This window comes from Chryseotalea sp. WA131a, from assembly GCA_025370075.1.
Lineage (GTDB): Bacteria > Bacteroidota > Bacteroidia > Cytophagales > Cyclobacteriaceae > ELB16-189.
In genome coordinates this window covers 56,324-73,123 of record CP073016.1, presented here as the reverse complement: position 1 = coordinate 73,123, position 16,800 = coordinate 56,324, and the positions used below count along the sequence as shown (strand labels likewise).

Below are 16,800 nucleotides of genomic sequence, written 5' to 3'. Positions count from 1 at the left end.
CGTTTATCATTGCACAAAAATCAAATAACTATGAAAAAATTAAATACTCTAATCATTGCCCTGTTCGTAGCGAGCACCGCAATGGCACAAACCTGGACGCTTGATAAAGCTCACGCAAAAGTTGGATTTAGCATTACCCACCTATTGATCTCTGATGTAGAGGGTTCATTTAACTCGTTCGATGCAAAACTAACATCGGCAAAAGAAGATTTCAGTGATGCAGTAGTGGAATTTTCTGCAGACGTAAATAGCGTTAATACCAACAACGAAAACCGTGATAAGCATTTAAAGAATGAGGATTTCTTTGATGCACCGAAATTCGGAAACCTTACTTTCAAAAGTAAATCTTTAACTAAAGTTGACGGAAAAAAATACAAATTGGCTGGCGACCTTACTATGCACGGTGTAACCAAGCCGGTAACTTTAGATGTGGTAGTAAATGGCCCTGTAGCTCACCCCTATAACAAAAAGACAGTGGCGGGCTTTAAAGTTTCAGGAACAATTAAAAGATCTGATTTCAATTTCGGAGCAAAATATGGCAGTGCAATGTTAAGTGAAGAAGTGGTTATCACAGCTAACGCAGAGTTTACAAAAGACTAATCGAAATAAAACAAAATAGATCCACGGCTATCTTTTAGCCGTGGATTTTTTTTAGGAAATGAAAATAGAAGACGAAATAAAGCAACCAAAATTTCGTAACGCCCACCAAAAGGCAGTCATCAATCTGCTTTATACAGCCAATTGGCTTATCGATAAAAACAATGCCTTCTTTAAATCGTACCGCATAACCAACCAACAATTCAACATCCTCCGGATTTTACGTGGACAACATCCGACCAAAATTTCGGGTGCCGAAATCAAAAACCGTATGATTGATAAAAACTCGGACGTCTCCCGACTATTGGATCGACTGATTGTCAAAAAACTGATAGAAAAAAGTCAGTGCCCCAATGACAAGCGAGCAGCCGATGTTATCATTACTCAATCTGGCCTTGATTTGCTTGCCGAAATCGACAAAAAAATGGACCAGACAGATAACGATGTGATGAACCTGAGCGCAAAAGAGGCAGAGCAGTTGAGTCAGTTATTGGATAAGAGTAGAGGGTAGTTAAGAGTAGGCAGTAGCCAGTTAGCAGTAAGCAGTAGACAAGAATTCAATTAAAGACCTCTCCTTGCTTATGCAGTCGCCTGAGCATTTTAAATCATCTAAAATTCCTCAAATTTGGTTTTTATCCTCTCTTGACAAAAGATATTCTTTGTTTATAAAGTATCCTTTGATTCTTTCATAATTTTGAATCATAATCGGGATAAAAATAACATTCTTCAAAAAAGTTAATGGATCTGTAGCCCTACTATACCTAAAGTAGAGGTTAAAAACTGGCCAAAAACCTCGTTTTACAATTACAATTCCGTTTGACAATTTAATTACTCTGCCAATATCACTGTAATTAATAGTTACAGTTCTTAAACCCTTGCCTATCTTTACTACACGCCCATCTTCAATTATTAATAGAATAGATGAAATAAAAATCAAACAAACAGCCCCACTAATTTTGATGGCTCTAAGTAAACCTTTCCTATAGAAAATGCGGATTCGCTCAGTATCAACTTTATACTCGCCTTTAATCATTGCCATCGACTAAACTATTAAACTTATGCTAATCAAGCTTTTTTAGCTCTGCCCTTACAAACTCCATCAACTCCTCTATATAACTCTTGCTAAAATCAAATTTGACTCCCGCGGCTTGATAAATCTCTGGTATTGATTTCAAGTAACCAAGCTTTAACGCATTCATATACCCTTCCAATCCCTTCGCTTTGTTTTGTTTGAAATTGCGCCATACAGCAATAGCACCCAACTGTGCCATGCCATACTCAATGTAGTAGAATGGCACTTCATACAAGTGTAACTGCTTTTGCCATAAGTAATCCTTGGCTTCTTGCAATCCGCTCCAATCGGTAACAGTATCAGCAAACTCGTCAAATATTCGGTTCCAGTTTTCTTTGCGTTGCTCGGTGGTGTGTGCAGGGTTTTCGTAAATCCAATGTTGAAATTTGTCAATCGTGGCTACCCATGGCAAAGTCTCAATAATATCTTCCAGTTGGTCGCGCTTGGCTCGCTTTAGTTCGTCATCGTTCGAAAAGAAAATTTGCCACTGATCCATCGAAATTAATTCCATCGACATGGACGCCAACTCGGCCACTTCCATCGGGGGAGACTTAAAATCGTTGAGTTCTAAGTCTTTGGTCAGGAAATTATGCACTGCATGGCCGCCTTCGTGCATGATAGTCGTCATGTCGCGCATGGTGCTGGTGGCGTTCATGAAAATAAACGGCACGCCAATTTCCGCCAAAGGATAATTGTAGCCGCCAGGAGCTTTTCCCTTCCGCGATTCCAAATCCAAGTGCCCCATTTCTTTCATCACTGAAAGGCAATTGCCCAAGTATGGATCTAACTTTTGAAAACACTGAATCGACTTTTCAGTAAGGTCGCTTCCATCGGTAAATGCTTTGAGCGCCTCGCGCCCTTCGGCATCCACAGCCTTGTCCCACGGGCGAAGTTGACTTACCTTCAATTTTTCTTTTCTATCGATGGACAGTTCATTCAAAATCGGCACCACTTCTGATGCAATGGCTTCGTGAAACGCAAAACAATCTTTTGGGGTATAATCAAAACGCCCGTATGCTTTAAACATATAATCGCGGAAGTTTTCAAAATCAGCATTGCACGCAACCTGATGGCGAAGTCCAATCAGTTTCGTAAACAAATCATCTAAGGTCGTTTTGTCCGTTCGTCTTCGCTCAGATATTTTGTGATACACTTCCTCTCGCTTGGATCTATCAGTCGATTGTAAAATAACGCCCGCTTGTTGGAGGGTGAGCTCTTGTCCGTTTAGCTCCACCATCATCGCACCAGAGATTGCTGCATACTTTTGCGTTTCGGTGGTAATTTCGGTCACCAACGGAATATTCTCTTCCCGAAACAACTCCACTTCCTTTTTCAAATTGCGAATCATGATACCATAGCCCGACTCATGCTCCAAGTCTTTTAAGCATGCAGACTCCAACACTTTTTTATTCAATGAATCTGAATAGGGTGCAATCTCTGGCTGAATTTGCTGAACAAAATCTTGGTAACTTTTGGTGTAATCTTCATTGTCAGTATAGCATGTCATGCGGATGTAGCGCCAGCCTCCTTCTTCGCTGATGACGGACTCTAGTTCGCTGCGGTGCTGAAGCCATGTCTTCAAATCGGCAGCCGAAGTAATGGGCTGCTCTAACAATTTATCGAAATAGGGTTTTAAATCCGACCAATTGGTAACGCTGAAGTTTTCTGGTAAAAAAGTTCTTGCAGGCCGCTTGGGTATCTCAATCACTTCGCTCATGTTTTGTATATTTAAAGGCGAAAGATAATAGAGATGATGGATACTTGATACTGGTTGCTGGTAATTGACCGTAAGTATTCAACAGTTCCAACCTAACTCCACCAAAATGAAAAAAGTATTATTAATTCTTTTCATTGCTCTTGCCATCGCGTGTGGCTCTAAAAAAGAAACCCAACAAACCAGCCTAACTGTTTCCGTAGAAAAGCTTGACCCAGCATTAAATGCGATTGTGGGAAACCAACTGACCGTTTCTGTCATCGCCAGCGGTTACGAATGGACGGAAGGTGCACTTTGGCTGGAAGGAGACAAAAAATTATTGTTCTCGGATGTGCCCACCAATACCATCTATCAATGGACGGAAGAAAAAGGCTCTTCGATTTATTTAACACCCAGCGGCTACACGGGAGAAGCACCACGCGGTGGGGAACCTGGTTCGAATGGATTGACGTTGGATGTCGAGGGCAATTTGCTCTTGTGCCAGCATGGCGATAGGCGCATCGCCATGATGAACACTTCGCTTGCTGAACCTGCTTCTGATTTCACTACTATTTCCGATACATACAATGGAAAAAGATTCAACAGTCCCAACGACTTAGTATTCCACAATTACGACATTTATTTTACCGACCCTGCTTATGGCTTGGAAAAACAGATGGATGACCCGAAAAAAGAATTACCCTTTCAAGGTATGTACCGCATTCCTGCCGAAGGCCAAGTACAGTTAATGATTGATTCCTTGACTCGCCCGAATGGCATCGGCTTTTCACCAAATGGAAAAAAAATGTATGTCGCCAATTCAGATTCAGAAAAGGCACGTTGGTATGAATACTCCATCAACGATTCGTTAAAAATTACCAGTGGAAAAATTGTGTGGGACGCCACCGAGCAAGCCAAAACAGAAAAAGGATTGCCTGATGGCTTGAAAGTAGATGCGCAAGGAAACATTTTTGCGACTGGCCCGGGTGGTATTTGGATTTTTAGTGGAGATGGAAAACTGCTTGGTAAAATAAAATTGGAAGAGGCGACCAGCAACTGCGCGCTTACTGCTGATGGAAAGACGCTGTTCGTTACCAATGACATGTTGGTGCTGAAAATAAAGTTAAGGGATTGAAATCGGTTACCAGTTGCCGTTTGCTGGTTACGGGAAACAAGAACTAGGAACAAGGAACAGGCAACTAGGAACAAGGAACAGGCAACTAGGAACTAAAAACATGAAACTTCTAATAGAAACAATTGGTTGGATTGGCTCAGTCCTAGTGATTGGTGCTTACGCTCTCAACAGTTATCAAAAAATAAAATCAGATTCACTACCTTTTCAATTAATAAACTTGATTGGTGGAATCTTGCTCATCATCAATAGTGTTTACAAAGAAGCATACCCCTTTACATTTATCAATTCGGTATGGGTGGTAATTGCGATTAGTTCATTATTGCGAAATGGGAAACCAAAAGACTAATGGAGATTAGAAAGTGTCTATTTTATCTATTCCTACTTCTGCTGAGCAAAAGTGGTTATGCTCAAGTTGAACAAATTGATTCTACTCAACTCGAACGAGAAAGAATTCGCTGGAACAGGTCGTTGACAAAAGATACCGCTTATAAATTCAATAAAAATCCGAATCAGCTTTTAGTCGAATCAATAAAAGGGAAAAGACCAGGCAAGGCGCTTGACCTAGGCATGGGACAAGGTAGAAATACCATTTACTTGGCAAAGGTGGGATGGGATGTTACCGGAATTGACATTGCAAATGAAGCCGTTGATTTTGCGAACACTAGAGCGAAAGAAGAAAAAATAAATATTGCTACAGAACTTATTCCAATAGAACAATTTCAGTTTGGTGTAAACAAATGGGATTTGATTGTGCATGTTTATGAAGGGTGTTTAGACGATGAGAAAAGGATTCAGAAAATCATAATGTCCCTAAAACCTAGAGGTATTTTTGTATTCGAGTTTTTCCATCGAGAGGCTGGGCTGCAAATTAACCGTCCCGATTTTGGATGCATCTCAAATTCTGTTAAAAAGATAATACTAAAAGCTGGTGGGTTATCCATTGTTCGTTATTCAGAAGAGATAGGGATTGCAGATTACGGATTAAAGCAAAATCGGTTGGTAAAGTTAGTGGGTGTAAAAAAATGAATGGAAAAGAGGTCAAATAAATTACTTCAATATCATGAAAATAGTACTTCCGTTAGTCATTACAATGCTTCTATTTTGTTGCCAACCAAAACCAGAAAGCAAACTCGCCAAAGAAGTTGATTTGCTCTTTAGCGAAGAGTTTAAAGAAACCGAACCCGGTAGCGCCATTCTCATCATGAAAGGAGAAAAAATCATCTTCTCAAAAGGATACGGCTTGGCCGATTTAAACACAAAAGAAAAAATCACCACCCAAACACTTTTCAATACCGGCTCTATTTCCAAAACCTTTGTATCGAATGCGATTTTACAATTGGTAGATGAAGGGAAACTTTCATTGCTGGATAGTTTGGGTAAATATTTCCCTGATTTTAAAAACAAGTCCATTGCCCAAAAAGTACAGATTCATCATTTGCTTACGCACACTTCGGGTTTACCCGATAATCGGTGGAAGTTGCTGAGTGAGGAATTTTTGATTACAGCCAAAGATGAAGAGAACTTTGCCCCTATCAAACAGAATGATTCACTGCTATTTGAGCCCGGTTCTCAGTTTGAGTATTCAAATCCCGCCTTCAATGGCCTAGCATTAATCATCGAAAAAATAAAAGGCAAAAAATGGCAATCGGTCATTGCTGAAAAAATATTCAAACCCGCGGGCATAGTTAATAGCTTGATTACCGATAGTTCGTTCCCCGACAAGGGTGTATCGCATGCTTATGTCAACAAAGATGGTCAGTGGAAAGAACTAGATTATGGTGAAGAGCCTACTTTTGCCGCTTCTGGCAATGGCGGAGTGTGGAGTTCGGTAGAAGAATTGGCCAAGTATGAAATCGCGTTGCGCAAATCGGTATTCTTGAAAAAAGAAACGATCGAACGCTCACGCACCATCACCGCTTATGAAAACTGGAAATCGAAAGAGCCACCGTTCATTGGCTTCAGTTGGTTTTTGTCGCAGCCTAGTGATTCTGTAAAAATTGTATCACACACAGGTTCGCAAGGGGGATTCAGCAGCGATTATGTAAGCATCCCAGAAAAGGAAATAATTTATGTTCTGCTTTGCAACCGACCAGAACCCATCATGGATTTAAGAAAGAAAGTTTTAGCTTCGTTAAAGAAGTATAATTGGATGGAATAATTTTTACCATTAAGTTACTAAGAAACATATGAAAAAGATTTTTCTACTCCTTCTCCTCAACGCAAACATTGGTTTTGGCCAAGACCTTACCAAACAACTCAAAGAATTTGACACCTATGTGGAAAATGCCCGCAAAGAATGGCAAGTACCGGGATTGGCCGTAGCGGTAGTGAAAGACGGAAAAATCATTTTTAAGAAAGGGTATGGTGTGCGTGAAATCGGGACAACTAATTTAGTTGATACGCAAACCATTTTTGGTTGCGGATCCACCACCAAAGCGATGACAGCTGTATGCATGGGCATGTTAGTAGATGAAGGAAAAGTAAATTGGAATGATCCCGTAACAAAATACCTTCCCGATTTTAAACTCTATGACATACACGCAACGCGTGAATTGAAAATTCGGGATTTGTTCATCCACAACAGTGGCGTGGGCAATGCTGACTTTTTGTGGAGCGTGATGGATATTTCATCTGAGGAAATTCTGAAGAAAATGGAGTTAGTCGAGCCAAGTTACTCGCTCCGCTCTAGCTTTATTTACCAAAACATTTTCTATGTGGTTGCGGGTAAGGTGATTGAAAAAGTTTCCGGCCAAAAGTGGGAACAATTCATTGTTGAGCGGATTTTCAATCCATTAAAAATGAACCGCACTTTTTCTCTGCTAGCGAACGTAAAAGAAGTCAATCAATCGAAACCACATTATTTTTACAACAATGCCATTCGCGCCATCACACCCACCAGTGCCGACAAAGTGGGCGCGGCCGGAAGTATTTATTCATGTATTGACGATATCAGTTTATGGATGCAGTCGATGATTGATAGCAGCAAATATGCTGGTGGCCGTTTGTTAAAACCCAACACATGGGCGGAAATGCTTAGACCTCAAACCATTGTACCCGCTTCACAGTTTTACCCCACCATGCAATTGATAAAACCCAATTGGACGACCTATGGATTGGGGTGGTTTCAGCACGATTACAAAGGAAAGAAAATTAATTACCACACCGGAAGTTTGGCGGGTGAAGTAGCCATTCATGCTCAACTGCCTGATGCCAAATTGGGTGTTTATTTTTTTGGCAACTACGATCATGCCGAAGTGCGCCATGCATTGGTCTATAAAACTTTTGACTTGTTTGCGCTTGGTGGCAACCGCGATTGGAGCAAAGAGTTTTTGAAATTGTATAGTGACTTAAAAGCCCAAGGTGAGAAAGCAGAAAAAGATTTTGAAGCGAAGCGTGTGGCCAACACAAAACTATCTTTACCGCTATCATCCTACGAAGGCAAATACACAGATAAACTCTATGGAGAAGCTGAAGTGAGAATCGTGGATGGAAGTCTAAAAATCACCACCAACAATTTTTTGACGGCCACAGTCCAGCACTGGCATTTCGATGTCTTCCGTGGTGATTATGAAAAAGGTTGGTACGGAAAAGCGGTCGCATTATTTAGTTTGAATGCAACAGGGGAGATTGAAAAATTAAATTTTGAGGGTATGGAGTTTGTGAAGGAGAAGGCTCGTTAGAATTCCAAATTAGCTAACTTTACGGAATGAAAATCTCAAAACTAGAAATAATCAACTTTAAGAGGTTCACTAACCTCTCAATTAGCGGCATACCAGAATCATCAAGATTGATTCTTCTTATTGGAGCCAATGGCAGTGGGAAAAGCAGCATTTTCGATGGATTTGATTGGCTTTCTAAGGGAATTTTTAAGGGAGTGCCAACTGAGAATTCATATTATCGAAAAGACCCTAGCAAAGAGTCAACCATATTCCTTGAATTTTCTGATAGTATACAGCTTAGGAAGATAGATATGACCCTATTTGGTCCTAGGGAATTAGTAAAAAGATTCATTGGTAGAAGTAGCATTAGGATAGTGCCGAGGATATCAAATCAATCTGATGTTTCTTCTGTATCGACAGATAACGATAGTCCTAGCACGTATATTGATAACGATGTCCGGTTTTTAAATGACATTAATCTTTACATTAATCAAATCGACATGGCTCTTAGGGAACCTGTTTTTAGAGGAGAACAAGTTGACGTGTTAAAGATTTTTCAGGATTTAATTAAGCCATTAAATGATTCATTAATTAATATTTTTGGTGGTGACCAAACCACCCAGCTTCAAATTGCCCAATTTGAAAATTCTACCTCGTCTTCACCAGCTAAGTTAATTTTTAAAAAAGGGCAGTCCAAGATCAATTATGAACTTTTAAGTCATGGAGAAAAGCAGGTAATTATTCTTTTGCTAAATTTTATTGTAAGAAAGAAATTCTATGAAAACACAATAATTTTTATTGATGAAATGGATTGTCATTTAAATACATCGCTACAATACAATCTTCTAAATGAAATTGTAACCAAATGGATTCCTCACAACTCTCAACTGTGGACTGCATCTCACGCCCTTGGTTTCATTGACTACGCTAGGAAATCTAAAGAAGCTTCGGTAATTGACCTAGATCAACTCAACTTTGATGAGCCACAAGTTGTTGTTCCTCAATCTAAAGAAAGTCTTGAGTTATATGAAATAGCTGTTCCTAAGAACTTGCTATTCGACATTTTGAAAGGCAAGAGGGTAATATTTTGCGAAAACCAAAATGATGAATATTATCAACTATTGAATATAAAGGACTGCCTCTTCGTTGGGCTTGACGGTTCCCGGGAAGTTTTTCTTCAAATAAAAAGAGACAAAAACTCCTATGCACTAAGGGATAGGGACTATTTGATGAGTTCTGAAATTCAAAAACTTAAAAATCTCTATCCAAATCTATACATACTTAACTATTACAATTTTGAAAACTACTTATACCATCCTGAAAATATAGCTGAACTTAACCTAGACAGTTTTGACAAACCTGCTTACATCCAAGAAATTAGAAAACATAAGGAAGGAAAGTACGAGAGCGTATTACTTAATTTGAAGGCAACTAGAAATAATTATGAGGAGTTTAAAACTGACGAAATCAAGTCTAAAAATGAAGATGAAATAACTCAATCGCTTAAAAGTGAGGATTTTGAAACTTTTTACAAGTTTTTTGACATGAAAAAATTTAATAAAACGTACTTAGAAAAATTTAACATAAGCAAAGCCACTTTGAGTCAAACAAGCTGGTTTAAGAAAAAAATAGAAGAAATAGTAGGGAAAGGCTAAAAATCCAGATTACCCAATCTCAATCACTACATCATCCGTCATCGGGTGGCCTACGCACGTGAGCACATAGCCTTCCGCACGTTCACTTTTGGATAAACCTTCTTCCTCATCCAACTTCACTTGGCCCGACAATGCCTTTCCGCGGCAAGCGGTACACAAGCCACTTTGGCACGAGTAAGGCAAGTCGATGCCTTGGTCGAGAGCAGTTTCTAAAATTGTTTTATTGTGCGGAACAGCGATGGTGTGTTCATTGCCATCATAACGAATGACAACATCGCGCGTTTTCTTTTCAGTTCCTTTTTCGTCTTCCTTCTTTGGTTTATCCAACACACCCGCTACAAAGCTCTCTTTAAAAATTTTTTCTTTGGGGATTTGATGTTCCGCCAATAGACTGTCCACATTTTTCATCATGCCCTCTGGGCCGCACATCAGGTAGGTTGTTTTGTCCAATCCCCAATCAGGAATCCGCTCAAAAAGTTTTACCAACATTTCTTTGTTCAACAATCCTGACAAGCCTTGCCAGTTCATGGGGGCATTGTCTAATATATGGATCACGTGCAACCGACCTTCGTACTGGGTTTGCAGTTGCTCAAACTGCGTTTTGAAAATGATGCTGTCGATATCGCGGTTGCAATAAATTAATGAACAAATACTATCTGGCTCTTGCGTCAGCAAACTTTTAATGATGGACATCATCGGAGTAATGCCTGAGCCACCCGCAAACATCACCAAGTGGCGCTTTTTGTCTTTCGCAAATTCGGTGGTGAATTGCCCCATCGGCTCCATCACCTTTACCTTGGCGCCCACTTTCAAATTATCGGGTAACCAATTTGACATCAATCCTTTTTCAACTCGCTTTACGCTTACGGCCAAATCAGCATCTATAAAAGGTGAGCTGCAAAGTGAATAGGCTCTGCGCACTTCTTTGCCTTGAACAGGCACAATGAGCGTTAAAAATTGACCTGATTTATAGTGAAGTTTGGCAACAGGCTGCTCGAACACAATGGAAATGGCATCCTTCGTTTCTTGGATGATATTCTTAACCAACAACTCATGATAATGAGAGCCAGATTCCTCTTTGCCCTCCCCTTTTTTCTCTTCTTTCTTTTCGCTTTTGCGGAACAGTCCAAACGCCATAAAAACAATTTATCGTACTATAACAAATCAAAACGCAAATGTACTTATAAAACGGTGAAAAAATTTTATAGGTTAAGCCAATACGTAAACTTGAGTACCAAGGCTTGGTCGTTGGCACGGCCATCGGTTGGCAAGAGATTATTGTTATGGTTATATACCAAAAAAATGTCCGATGCAGGCTTAAACCTCCACTGCAAGCGCGCGTTGAAACTGGTCGATTCAAAGCGTGTATTGTATTGCCACACACTGGTGAAAAATAGTTTGGTAGACAACGTTAAATCCAATCGCGGGCGAATCAACAAAAAATCAGCACTGCCATACGGTTGCCCCAATTGTAAATCATTGTAGTTAACGGTGAGGCTCAAGCTTCCATACGGTTGATAGCGATAATTGAGTGTACCCCCTGCGGTAAGCCGTGTGCCAGAGTAAAATTGCCCACCACTTGCTTGCGCTGAAAAATTAAAAATTTTCCGTGTGTTCGAATTATAATTCAATTCAAACTCGGTCCACTGAAATTCTTTGCCAGCCGCATATGGAACACCAACGCGTGGCGAGAGCGGATTAAACTCTTTAGGTAAAAGCTGAAAAATGTGTGTGGCAGACACTGCCAAAAAAGATGTATTTAAGAAATTGAAAAGATAATCAACCGAATACGTTCTGTCGGTGAGCTTGCCTCCTGGCACAAACACATAATTGATTTCGGCACCTGGACCCATTACAGCAATGGGAGAATTCTTCGGATAGAACCTTCCTTCTACCCTGCCAAATCCATTGAGGTATCCCGGATAAACACTAAGTGCTGGAACAAAACCTGTTTCAGCATTATAGTTTTTGCCTACCGCATTGTTTCCCACAAAAGCATTGAAGTGCCTTGTATTGTAACCGATAAATGCGCCTGTTGAATAGTTTTTGTCCGAGCTGAAATCATCTAACGAATGGTGATAATAAACATCTCCACTCCATCGGTTGCTTTTGGTAATCAGATTAAAATCAAAACCAATGACGCGGTTGTAGAGATTCAACCGCTTGGTGGTATCCGTTCCATTAATCACATCGCGCACGATGCCTGGAGCATACCGCTTACTCTTGTTATAAGACCCCAGCCCCAGCGATTGTTTGTCGACAATAAAAAAGTCAATATTCGAGCGGGAAAAAATCTGCTTTTGTACGATGGCCATCGAATACATTTGAGAGGGTAAACCAATCGATTCCTTTTCGGCTGTACGCATGTTTAAAATACCAATTCGCCAATCCTTACCAATCTTGCCGCTGATGCGCGCTCCATATTGAATGGGCACTTGTCGAGCAGAACCTGTAGAGTCAAGTACTAAACCAATTCTCCGCGAAAAAAAAGGCCGCGTATCAGGAAAGCCTGGGGTTGAAAACAAATCGCTGTTCTCTAAAAAGAATTGTCTCCTTTCTGGAAATTGAAATTCAAATCGTGTAAGATTAATTACTTGCTGATCGACCTCCACATTAGAGAAATCTGGGTTTACGGTTAGATCTAAATTTAGGGAAGGGCTAATGGCGACCTTGGCGTCCATACCAATAGCGCCACTGGAGCTAATAGGTTTGTTATTCTCCAGGTCTTGCTGGTTAACACTGGCAGCATAGGGAATGAGTGAAACATTTGCACCGGCATGGGGAGGCAGATTTTCAAAAACCAACTTGCCCGAGTAAGCGAATGAAGCAGGTATAAATTGAATAGGAGTGGCGATCCAACTGCTTACCTGATTGTGTTTTAAATCTTGGCGAAGAAAGGTTACGTTCCACTCTTTTGAGTGGTGATTGTAGCGAAACGACTTTAACGGAATGGCCAACTCAGCCACCCATTTATCGGGCGAGCGCTTCACTTCTGAATACCATTTGTTGTCCCAACTTCCGTTGAACGAATCATCATCTTGTCCTCCACCCGACATCACCCCTTCTGACTGCACACCAAAAGGAGTAATGGTAAAATAAAACCCGTTGGTATAGTCGTTATAAGAATCTAAGAAAATACCAATGTTATCGTTTAATTCCCAATCCACGTCTCTACGCAGCGATTGCATAATGTTGGGCTTGGCATCATCATAACACACAAACGATACATACAAAAAGTGATCATCGTAGGCTAATCTCGCTTCTGATTGATACGTGGGCGGAAGTGAATCTACCGGAAAGTTCAAATAAAAATTCTTAGCCACATCGGCCTTTTGCCAAGTGGGCTCGCTAAGTTGCCCATCAAGTACAATAGGCTCGCTCGCTTTGCCTATCAACAAGGGCAAACCAGGTTTGTTCTTTTGCCCTAGAGAAGACAAAGACATCAATAAGAGACTAAAAGCTATAACACCGCGCATAAGAAGAGCGCAAAGATATTCAAACTAAACTTTCCAACCGTTTTTTGTGCGACATCAAGAAGTTAAGAAGTTGTTAAGACCAATGAATTGAAACTGTCGCCAAATCAGGCAAAACGCTCACCGCAAATCAAAAAACACATCCATTTAAAAATAGTGCAATCCATTACCTTTGCACCCACATGCAATTCCAACTATCTAAAGTAGATCCACGCTCAAAAGCCCGGAGCGGAAAACTCATTACCGATCATGGGGAAATCCCCACTCCCATCTTTATGCCCGTGGGCACAGCCGGATCGGTAAAGGCAGTACACCAGCGAGAATTGAAAGAGGACATCGATGCCAAAATAATTTTGGGGAATACCTATCACCTGTACTTGCGTCCGGGTTTGGAAATACTGGAGCAAGCTGGCGGACTACATAAATTCAATGGTTGGGACAGGCCCATTCTTACCGATAGCGGTGGCTACCAAGTGTACTCGTTAGGTGCCAACCGGAAGATCACCGAAGAGGGTGTAATCTTTAAATCGCATATCGATGGATCGAAGCACACGTTTACGCCCGAGGGAGTAATGGACATTGAACGCACCATTGGGGCAGACATCATCATGGCGTTTGACGAATGTACGCCTTACCCTTGCGAATACGAGTACGCCAAAAAATCCATGCATCTTACGCATCGATGGTTGAAGCGTTGTGTAGATCGGGTAAATAGCACACAACCAAAGTATGGATACAAGCAAGTTCTTTTTCCCATCGTGCAAGGAAGTGTGTACAAAGACCTGCGAAAAGAATCGGCTGAATTTATCGCCAACCAACAACAACAAGGCAACGCTATTGGCGGACTGTCGGTGGGGGAACCACACGAAATGATGTATGAAATGACCGATTTGGTTTGTGGCATTTTACCGACTGATAAACCCCGCTACTTGATGGGCGTGGGCACACCTGAAAATATTTTGGAGTGCATTGCTTTGGGCATTGATATGTTTGATTGTGTTATGCCCACCCGGAATGCGCGCAACGGCATGTTGTTCACCAGCGAAGGCATCATCAACATCCGAAATGAAAAATGGAAAGATGATCTTACCCCTATCGACCCGGCCATCGGTGGATATGCCAGTACTTTCTACTCCAAGGCTTACTTGCGCCACTTAATTATCTCCAAAGAGATTTTAGGCGCGCAAATTGCTTCTATCCACAACCTTACCTTCTATCTTTGGCTGGTGCGAAAAGCAAGGGTAAAAATTGAAGAAGGCACATTTGCAGAATGGAAAAACGAAATGGTAAAACGTGTAACCACCCGACTATGATTTTGAAACCTACGTCCTAATCCCTAATGCCCAATCCCTAATGCCCCAAATGCCCTACTACCCAAGTCCCACTAAATGACCATCCTCGATCGCTATATCCTCAAAAAAATCCTGTCCACGTTTTTCTTTGTGGTATTGATTCTTGAGGCCATTATTTGTGTGATTGACGTTACCGAGAAGATTGATAAGTTCGTTCAGTTCAAACTCAGCACCAAGGCTATTCTTGTTTATTATTTTGATTTCATCGTTTGGATTGCGGGGTTCCTCTCTCCTATCACCATTTTCATTGCCGTAATTTTTGTTACCTCCCGTTTGGCCTCACGCACCGAAATCATTGCCATCTTAAGCAGTGGTGCAAGTTTCCGAAGATTTTTAAGACCTTACTTTTATGCCGCCACCATTTTGGCTGTCATTAGCTTTTTTCTAAACGGATGGGTCATCCCAAGGTCAAACAACAATCGATTGGTTTTTGAAATGACCTATTTTCAAAATAAATATTATTACGATAAACGAAATGTGCACATGCAGGTAGCACCCAATGTTTATTTGTTCATTCAGAATTACAACAATCAATCCAACACCGGATATCAATTCTCATTGGAGCGTTTTAATAATGGCTTATTGACAGAGAAACTTTCTGCCGAGAATATTCAATGGGATTCTACCAAGCACAAGTGGACACTGCGCATTTGGAAACGAAAAAAAATTGACGAACTCTTTCAATTGAAACCCAACCAAATCAGTTCGCTCGAAAAAGGAGAAAATTTAGATACCACTTTGGTGATTACCCCAAAAGATTTTGAGAACGACAGCAAGATGTATGCGGGCATGACCATCACCGAACTAAATGAAAAAATAAATACACTGCGATTTCGGGGGTCCACTGGTGTGGAGGCCTACGAAGTGGAAAGGCACATTCGGTATTCATCGCCCTTTTATATTTACGTGTTGGTTTTTATGGGAGCGATTGTGGCTGCGCGCAAAAGCAGAGGTGGCACAGGCTTTCAAATTGCTTTAGGGTTTTTAATGGCATTTGTATTCATCATCTTCTTTACCATCACCAGCACGTTTGCGCAAACAGGATCTATCTCTCCGCTCTTGGCCGCTTGGTTGCCCAATATTATCTTTGGAGGAATCGCCTTCTTGATGTACAAATACGTGCCGCGTTGATTTCTGCTCCAACTACTAAAAAGAATTAAAAATGAGCGGAGCAGTAGCCACCACCAAAGATTATCTGAAACTTCATTTCTTGGTTTTCTTGTGGGGATTTACTGCCGTGCTGGGTAAGCTCGTGAGCATCCCTTCGGTGGAAATGGTTTTTTACAGGACTCTATTGGCCGCCATCGGCATGGGATTTTTAATGATCCTTTTCCGAACCTCCTTCAAAGTTGACACGCGAGATCTAATTAAAATTTTATTGACCGGTGCAATTGTGGCCATTCATTGGCTTACATTTTTTTCTTCGGGCCGAGTTTCTAACCCTTCTACCAGTTTGGTTGGCTTTGCCACTTGCTCATTTTGGGCAGCCTTGATCGAGCCTATTGCTAACCGCAAAAAAATACATTGGCTTGAAATGAGTTTAGGCATTGTGGTGTTGCTTGGACTGGCCATTATTTTTTCAATTAATTTCAACTTTGCGTGGGGTTTGTTTTTGGGCATTCTTTCAGGGCTTACCGCGGCCATCTTCAGTGTAATCAATGCAAAACTAGTGGCGCGCGTAAATGCCCACACCATTACCTTTTACGAAATGCTGGGAGCATGTTTGTTTGTTGCATTGATGTTTCCGCCCTATCAACAGTTTTGGGCAGAAGGCAATGAACTGCAACTACTGCCTGCCGCGATGGATTGGGTGTACATTGCCATCATGGCGTGGGCTTGCTCGGTATATGCCTATTCGGTAGCGATCAACCTCACCAAAAAACTCTCTGTATTTTTTATTCAATTGGCTTTGAACTTAGAGCCCGTTTACGGAATTATTCTTGCCTTGCTGGTATTTGGTCAGCAAGAAGTAATGAGTTGGAATTTTTACGTAGGTACGCTGATTATTTTGTCAGCCGTGGCAAGCTATCCTTTTTTGAAGAGAAAATATGCTCTCCAAATCTAAACTTTCAGTTATGACTTCTAATTTTTTCTTTTAAAAATCAACTCCACAAATCGAGATTTATGTTGATAGGCCAGCGCAAATGATTCCTTTCCGTGATAG

At 40.9% G+C, this 16,800-nt stretch carries 15 protein-coding genes; 11 read left to right on the top strand and 4 right to left on the bottom strand.

All coding sequences use genetic code 11. The features are described from left to right. Positions 1-30 precede the first annotated feature (30 nt). Entirely contained in the window at positions 31-600 is a 570-nt protein-coding gene (locus KA713_00315; protein UXE67083.1) for a YceI family protein, read from the top strand. 58 nt (positions 601-658) lie between these two features. Then, a complete protein-coding gene (locus KA713_00310) occupies positions 659-1,108 on the top strand; it encodes a MarR family transcriptional regulator (GenBank protein ID UXE67082.1) in 450 nt (149 codons plus the stop codon). 108 nt (positions 1,109-1,216) lie between these two features. On the opposite strand, the gene KA713_00305 is transcribed toward KA713_00310, so the two are convergent. Together KA713_00305 and KA713_00300 are read right to left on the bottom strand one after the other, a co-directional pair. Then, on the bottom strand, positions 1,217-1,636 hold the full coding sequence (locus KA713_00305) for a hypothetical protein (GenBank protein ID UXE67081.1): 420 nt from the start codon (positions 1,634-1,636) through the stop codon (positions 1,217-1,219). Between the two features lie 22 nt (positions 1,637-1,658). Beyond that, the gene (locus KA713_00300; GenBank protein ID UXE67080.1) at positions 1,659-3,386 is read right to left on the bottom strand and encodes a M3 family oligoendopeptidase; all 1,728 of its coding nucleotides are present in this window, start codon (positions 3,384-3,386) and stop codon (positions 1,659-1,661) included. Between the two features lie 106 nt (positions 3,387-3,492). Here KA713_00300 and KA713_00295 point away from each other — a divergent pair, with 106 nt between their 5' ends. The 6 genes from KA713_00295 to KA713_00270 all read left to right on the top strand — a co-directional run bounded on the left by KA713_00295 (position 3,493) and on the right by KA713_00270 (position 9,811). Beyond that, a complete protein-coding gene (locus KA713_00295; protein ID UXE67079.1) occupies positions 3,493-4,497 on the top strand; it encodes an SMP-30/gluconolactonase/LRE family protein in 1,005 nt (334 codons plus the stop codon). 100 nt (positions 4,498-4,597) lie between these two features. Next, positions 4,598-4,843: a hypothetical protein gene (locus KA713_00290; GenBank protein ID UXE67078.1), complete on the top strand. Its 246-nt coding sequence runs from the start codon at positions 4,598-4,600 to the stop codon at positions 4,841-4,843. Further along, complete coding sequence (locus KA713_00285; GenBank protein UXE67077.1) at positions 4,843-5,523, top strand: methyltransferase domain-containing protein; 681 nt, start codon at positions 4,843-4,845, stop codon at positions 5,521-5,523. The genes KA713_00290 and KA713_00285 overlap by 1 nt, the downstream gene beginning before the upstream one ends. 34 nt (positions 5,524-5,557) lie before the next feature. Continuing rightward, positions 5,558-6,655: a beta-lactamase family protein gene (locus KA713_00280; protein UXE67076.1), complete on the top strand. Its 1,098-nt coding sequence runs from the start codon at positions 5,558-5,560 to the stop codon at positions 6,653-6,655. A 28-nt stretch (positions 6,656-6,683) separates the two neighbouring features. Then, positions 6,684-8,177 carry a serine hydrolase gene (locus KA713_00275; protein ID UXE67075.1) on the top strand — a complete coding sequence of 498 codons (1,494 nt, stop codon included), beginning with the start codon at positions 6,684-6,686 and terminating at the stop codon, positions 8,175-8,177. Between the two features lie 26 nt (positions 8,178-8,203). Next, a complete protein-coding gene (locus tag KA713_00270) occupies positions 8,204-9,811 on the top strand; it encodes an AAA family ATPase (protein UXE67074.1) in 1,608 nt (535 codons plus the stop codon). A 9-nt stretch (positions 9,812-9,820) separates the two neighbouring features. On the opposite strand, the gene KA713_00265 is transcribed toward KA713_00270, so the two are convergent. Then, positions 9,821-10,948 carry a ferredoxin--NADP reductase gene (locus KA713_00265; protein UXE67073.1) on the bottom strand — a complete coding sequence of 376 codons (1,128 nt, stop codon included), beginning with the start codon at positions 10,946-10,948 and terminating at the stop codon, positions 9,821-9,823. A gap of 65 nt (positions 10,949-11,013) precedes the next feature. After that, positions 11,014-13,254 (bottom strand): carbohydrate binding family 9 domain-containing protein, encoded by a 2,241-nt coding sequence (locus KA713_00260; GenBank protein ID UXE67072.1) that lies wholly within the window; start codon positions 13,252-13,254, stop codon positions 11,014-11,016. A gap of 212 nt (positions 13,255-13,466) precedes the next feature. On the opposite strand from KA713_00260, the gene tgt reads away from it, so the two are divergent. From tgt to KA713_00245, 3 genes are all read left to right on the top strand, one after another. Beyond that, the gene (gene tgt, locus KA713_00255; GenBank protein UXE67071.1) at positions 13,467-14,597 is read left to right on the top strand and encodes a tRNA guanosine(34) transglycosylase Tgt; all 1,131 of its coding nucleotides are present in this window, start codon (positions 13,467-13,469) and stop codon (positions 14,595-14,597) included. A 75-nt stretch (positions 14,598-14,672) separates the two neighbouring features. Continuing rightward, entirely contained in the window at positions 14,673-15,767 is a 1,095-nt protein-coding gene (locus tag KA713_00250; GenBank protein ID UXE67070.1) for an LptF/LptG family permease, read from the top strand. A gap of 31 nt (positions 15,768-15,798) precedes the next feature. Then, positions 15,799-16,701 carry an EamA family transporter gene (locus tag KA713_00245; GenBank protein ID UXE67069.1) on the top strand — a complete coding sequence of 301 codons (903 nt, stop codon included), beginning with the start codon at positions 15,799-15,801 and terminating at the stop codon, positions 16,699-16,701. The last annotated feature ends 99 nt before the right edge of the window (positions 16,702-16,800 follow it).

Coding starts and splice junctions, on each gene's coding strand:
- KA713_00315 (UXE67083.1), top strand. CDS start 31: ATGAAAAAATTAAATACTCTAATCATTGCCCTGTTCGTAGCGAGCACC.
- KA713_00310 (UXE67082.1), top strand. CDS start 659: ATGAAAATAGAAGACGAAATAAAGCAACCAAAATTTCGTAACGCCCAC.
- KA713_00305 (UXE67081.1), bottom strand. CDS start 1,636: ATGGCAATGATTAAAGGCGAGTATAAAGTTGATACTGAGCGAATCCGC.
- KA713_00300 (UXE67080.1), bottom strand. CDS start 3,386: ATGAGCGAAGTGATTGAGATACCCAAGCGGCCTGCAAGAACTTTTTTA.
- KA713_00295 (UXE67079.1), top strand. CDS start 3,493: ATGAAAAAAGTATTATTAATTCTTTTCATTGCTCTTGCCATCGCGTGT.
- KA713_00290 (UXE67078.1), top strand. CDS start 4,598: ATGAAACTTCTAATAGAAACAATTGGTTGGATTGGCTCAGTCCTAGTG.
- KA713_00285 (UXE67077.1), top strand. CDS start 4,843: ATGGAGATTAGAAAGTGTCTATTTTATCTATTCCTACTTCTGCTGAGC.
- KA713_00280 (UXE67076.1), top strand. CDS start 5,558: ATGAAAATAGTACTTCCGTTAGTCATTACAATGCTTCTATTTTGTTGC.
- KA713_00275 (UXE67075.1), top strand. CDS start 6,684: ATGAAAAAGATTTTTCTACTCCTTCTCCTCAACGCAAACATTGGTTTT.
- KA713_00270 (UXE67074.1), top strand. CDS start 8,204: ATGAAAATCTCAAAACTAGAAATAATCAACTTTAAGAGGTTCACTAAC.
- KA713_00265 (UXE67073.1), bottom strand. CDS start 10,948: ATGGCGTTTGGACTGTTCCGCAAAAGCGAAAAGAAAGAAGAGAAAAAA.
- KA713_00260 (UXE67072.1), bottom strand. CDS start 13,254: ATGTCTTTGTCTTCTCTAGGGCAAAAGAACAAACCTGGTTTGCCCTTG.
- tgt (UXE67071.1), top strand. CDS start 13,467: ATGCAATTCCAACTATCTAAAGTAGATCCACGCTCAAAAGCCCGGAGC.
- KA713_00250 (UXE67070.1), top strand. CDS start 14,673: ATGACCATCCTCGATCGCTATATCCTCAAAAAAATCCTGTCCACGTTT.
- KA713_00245 (UXE67069.1), top strand. CDS start 15,799: ATGAGCGGAGCAGTAGCCACCACCAAAGATTATCTGAAACTTCATTTC.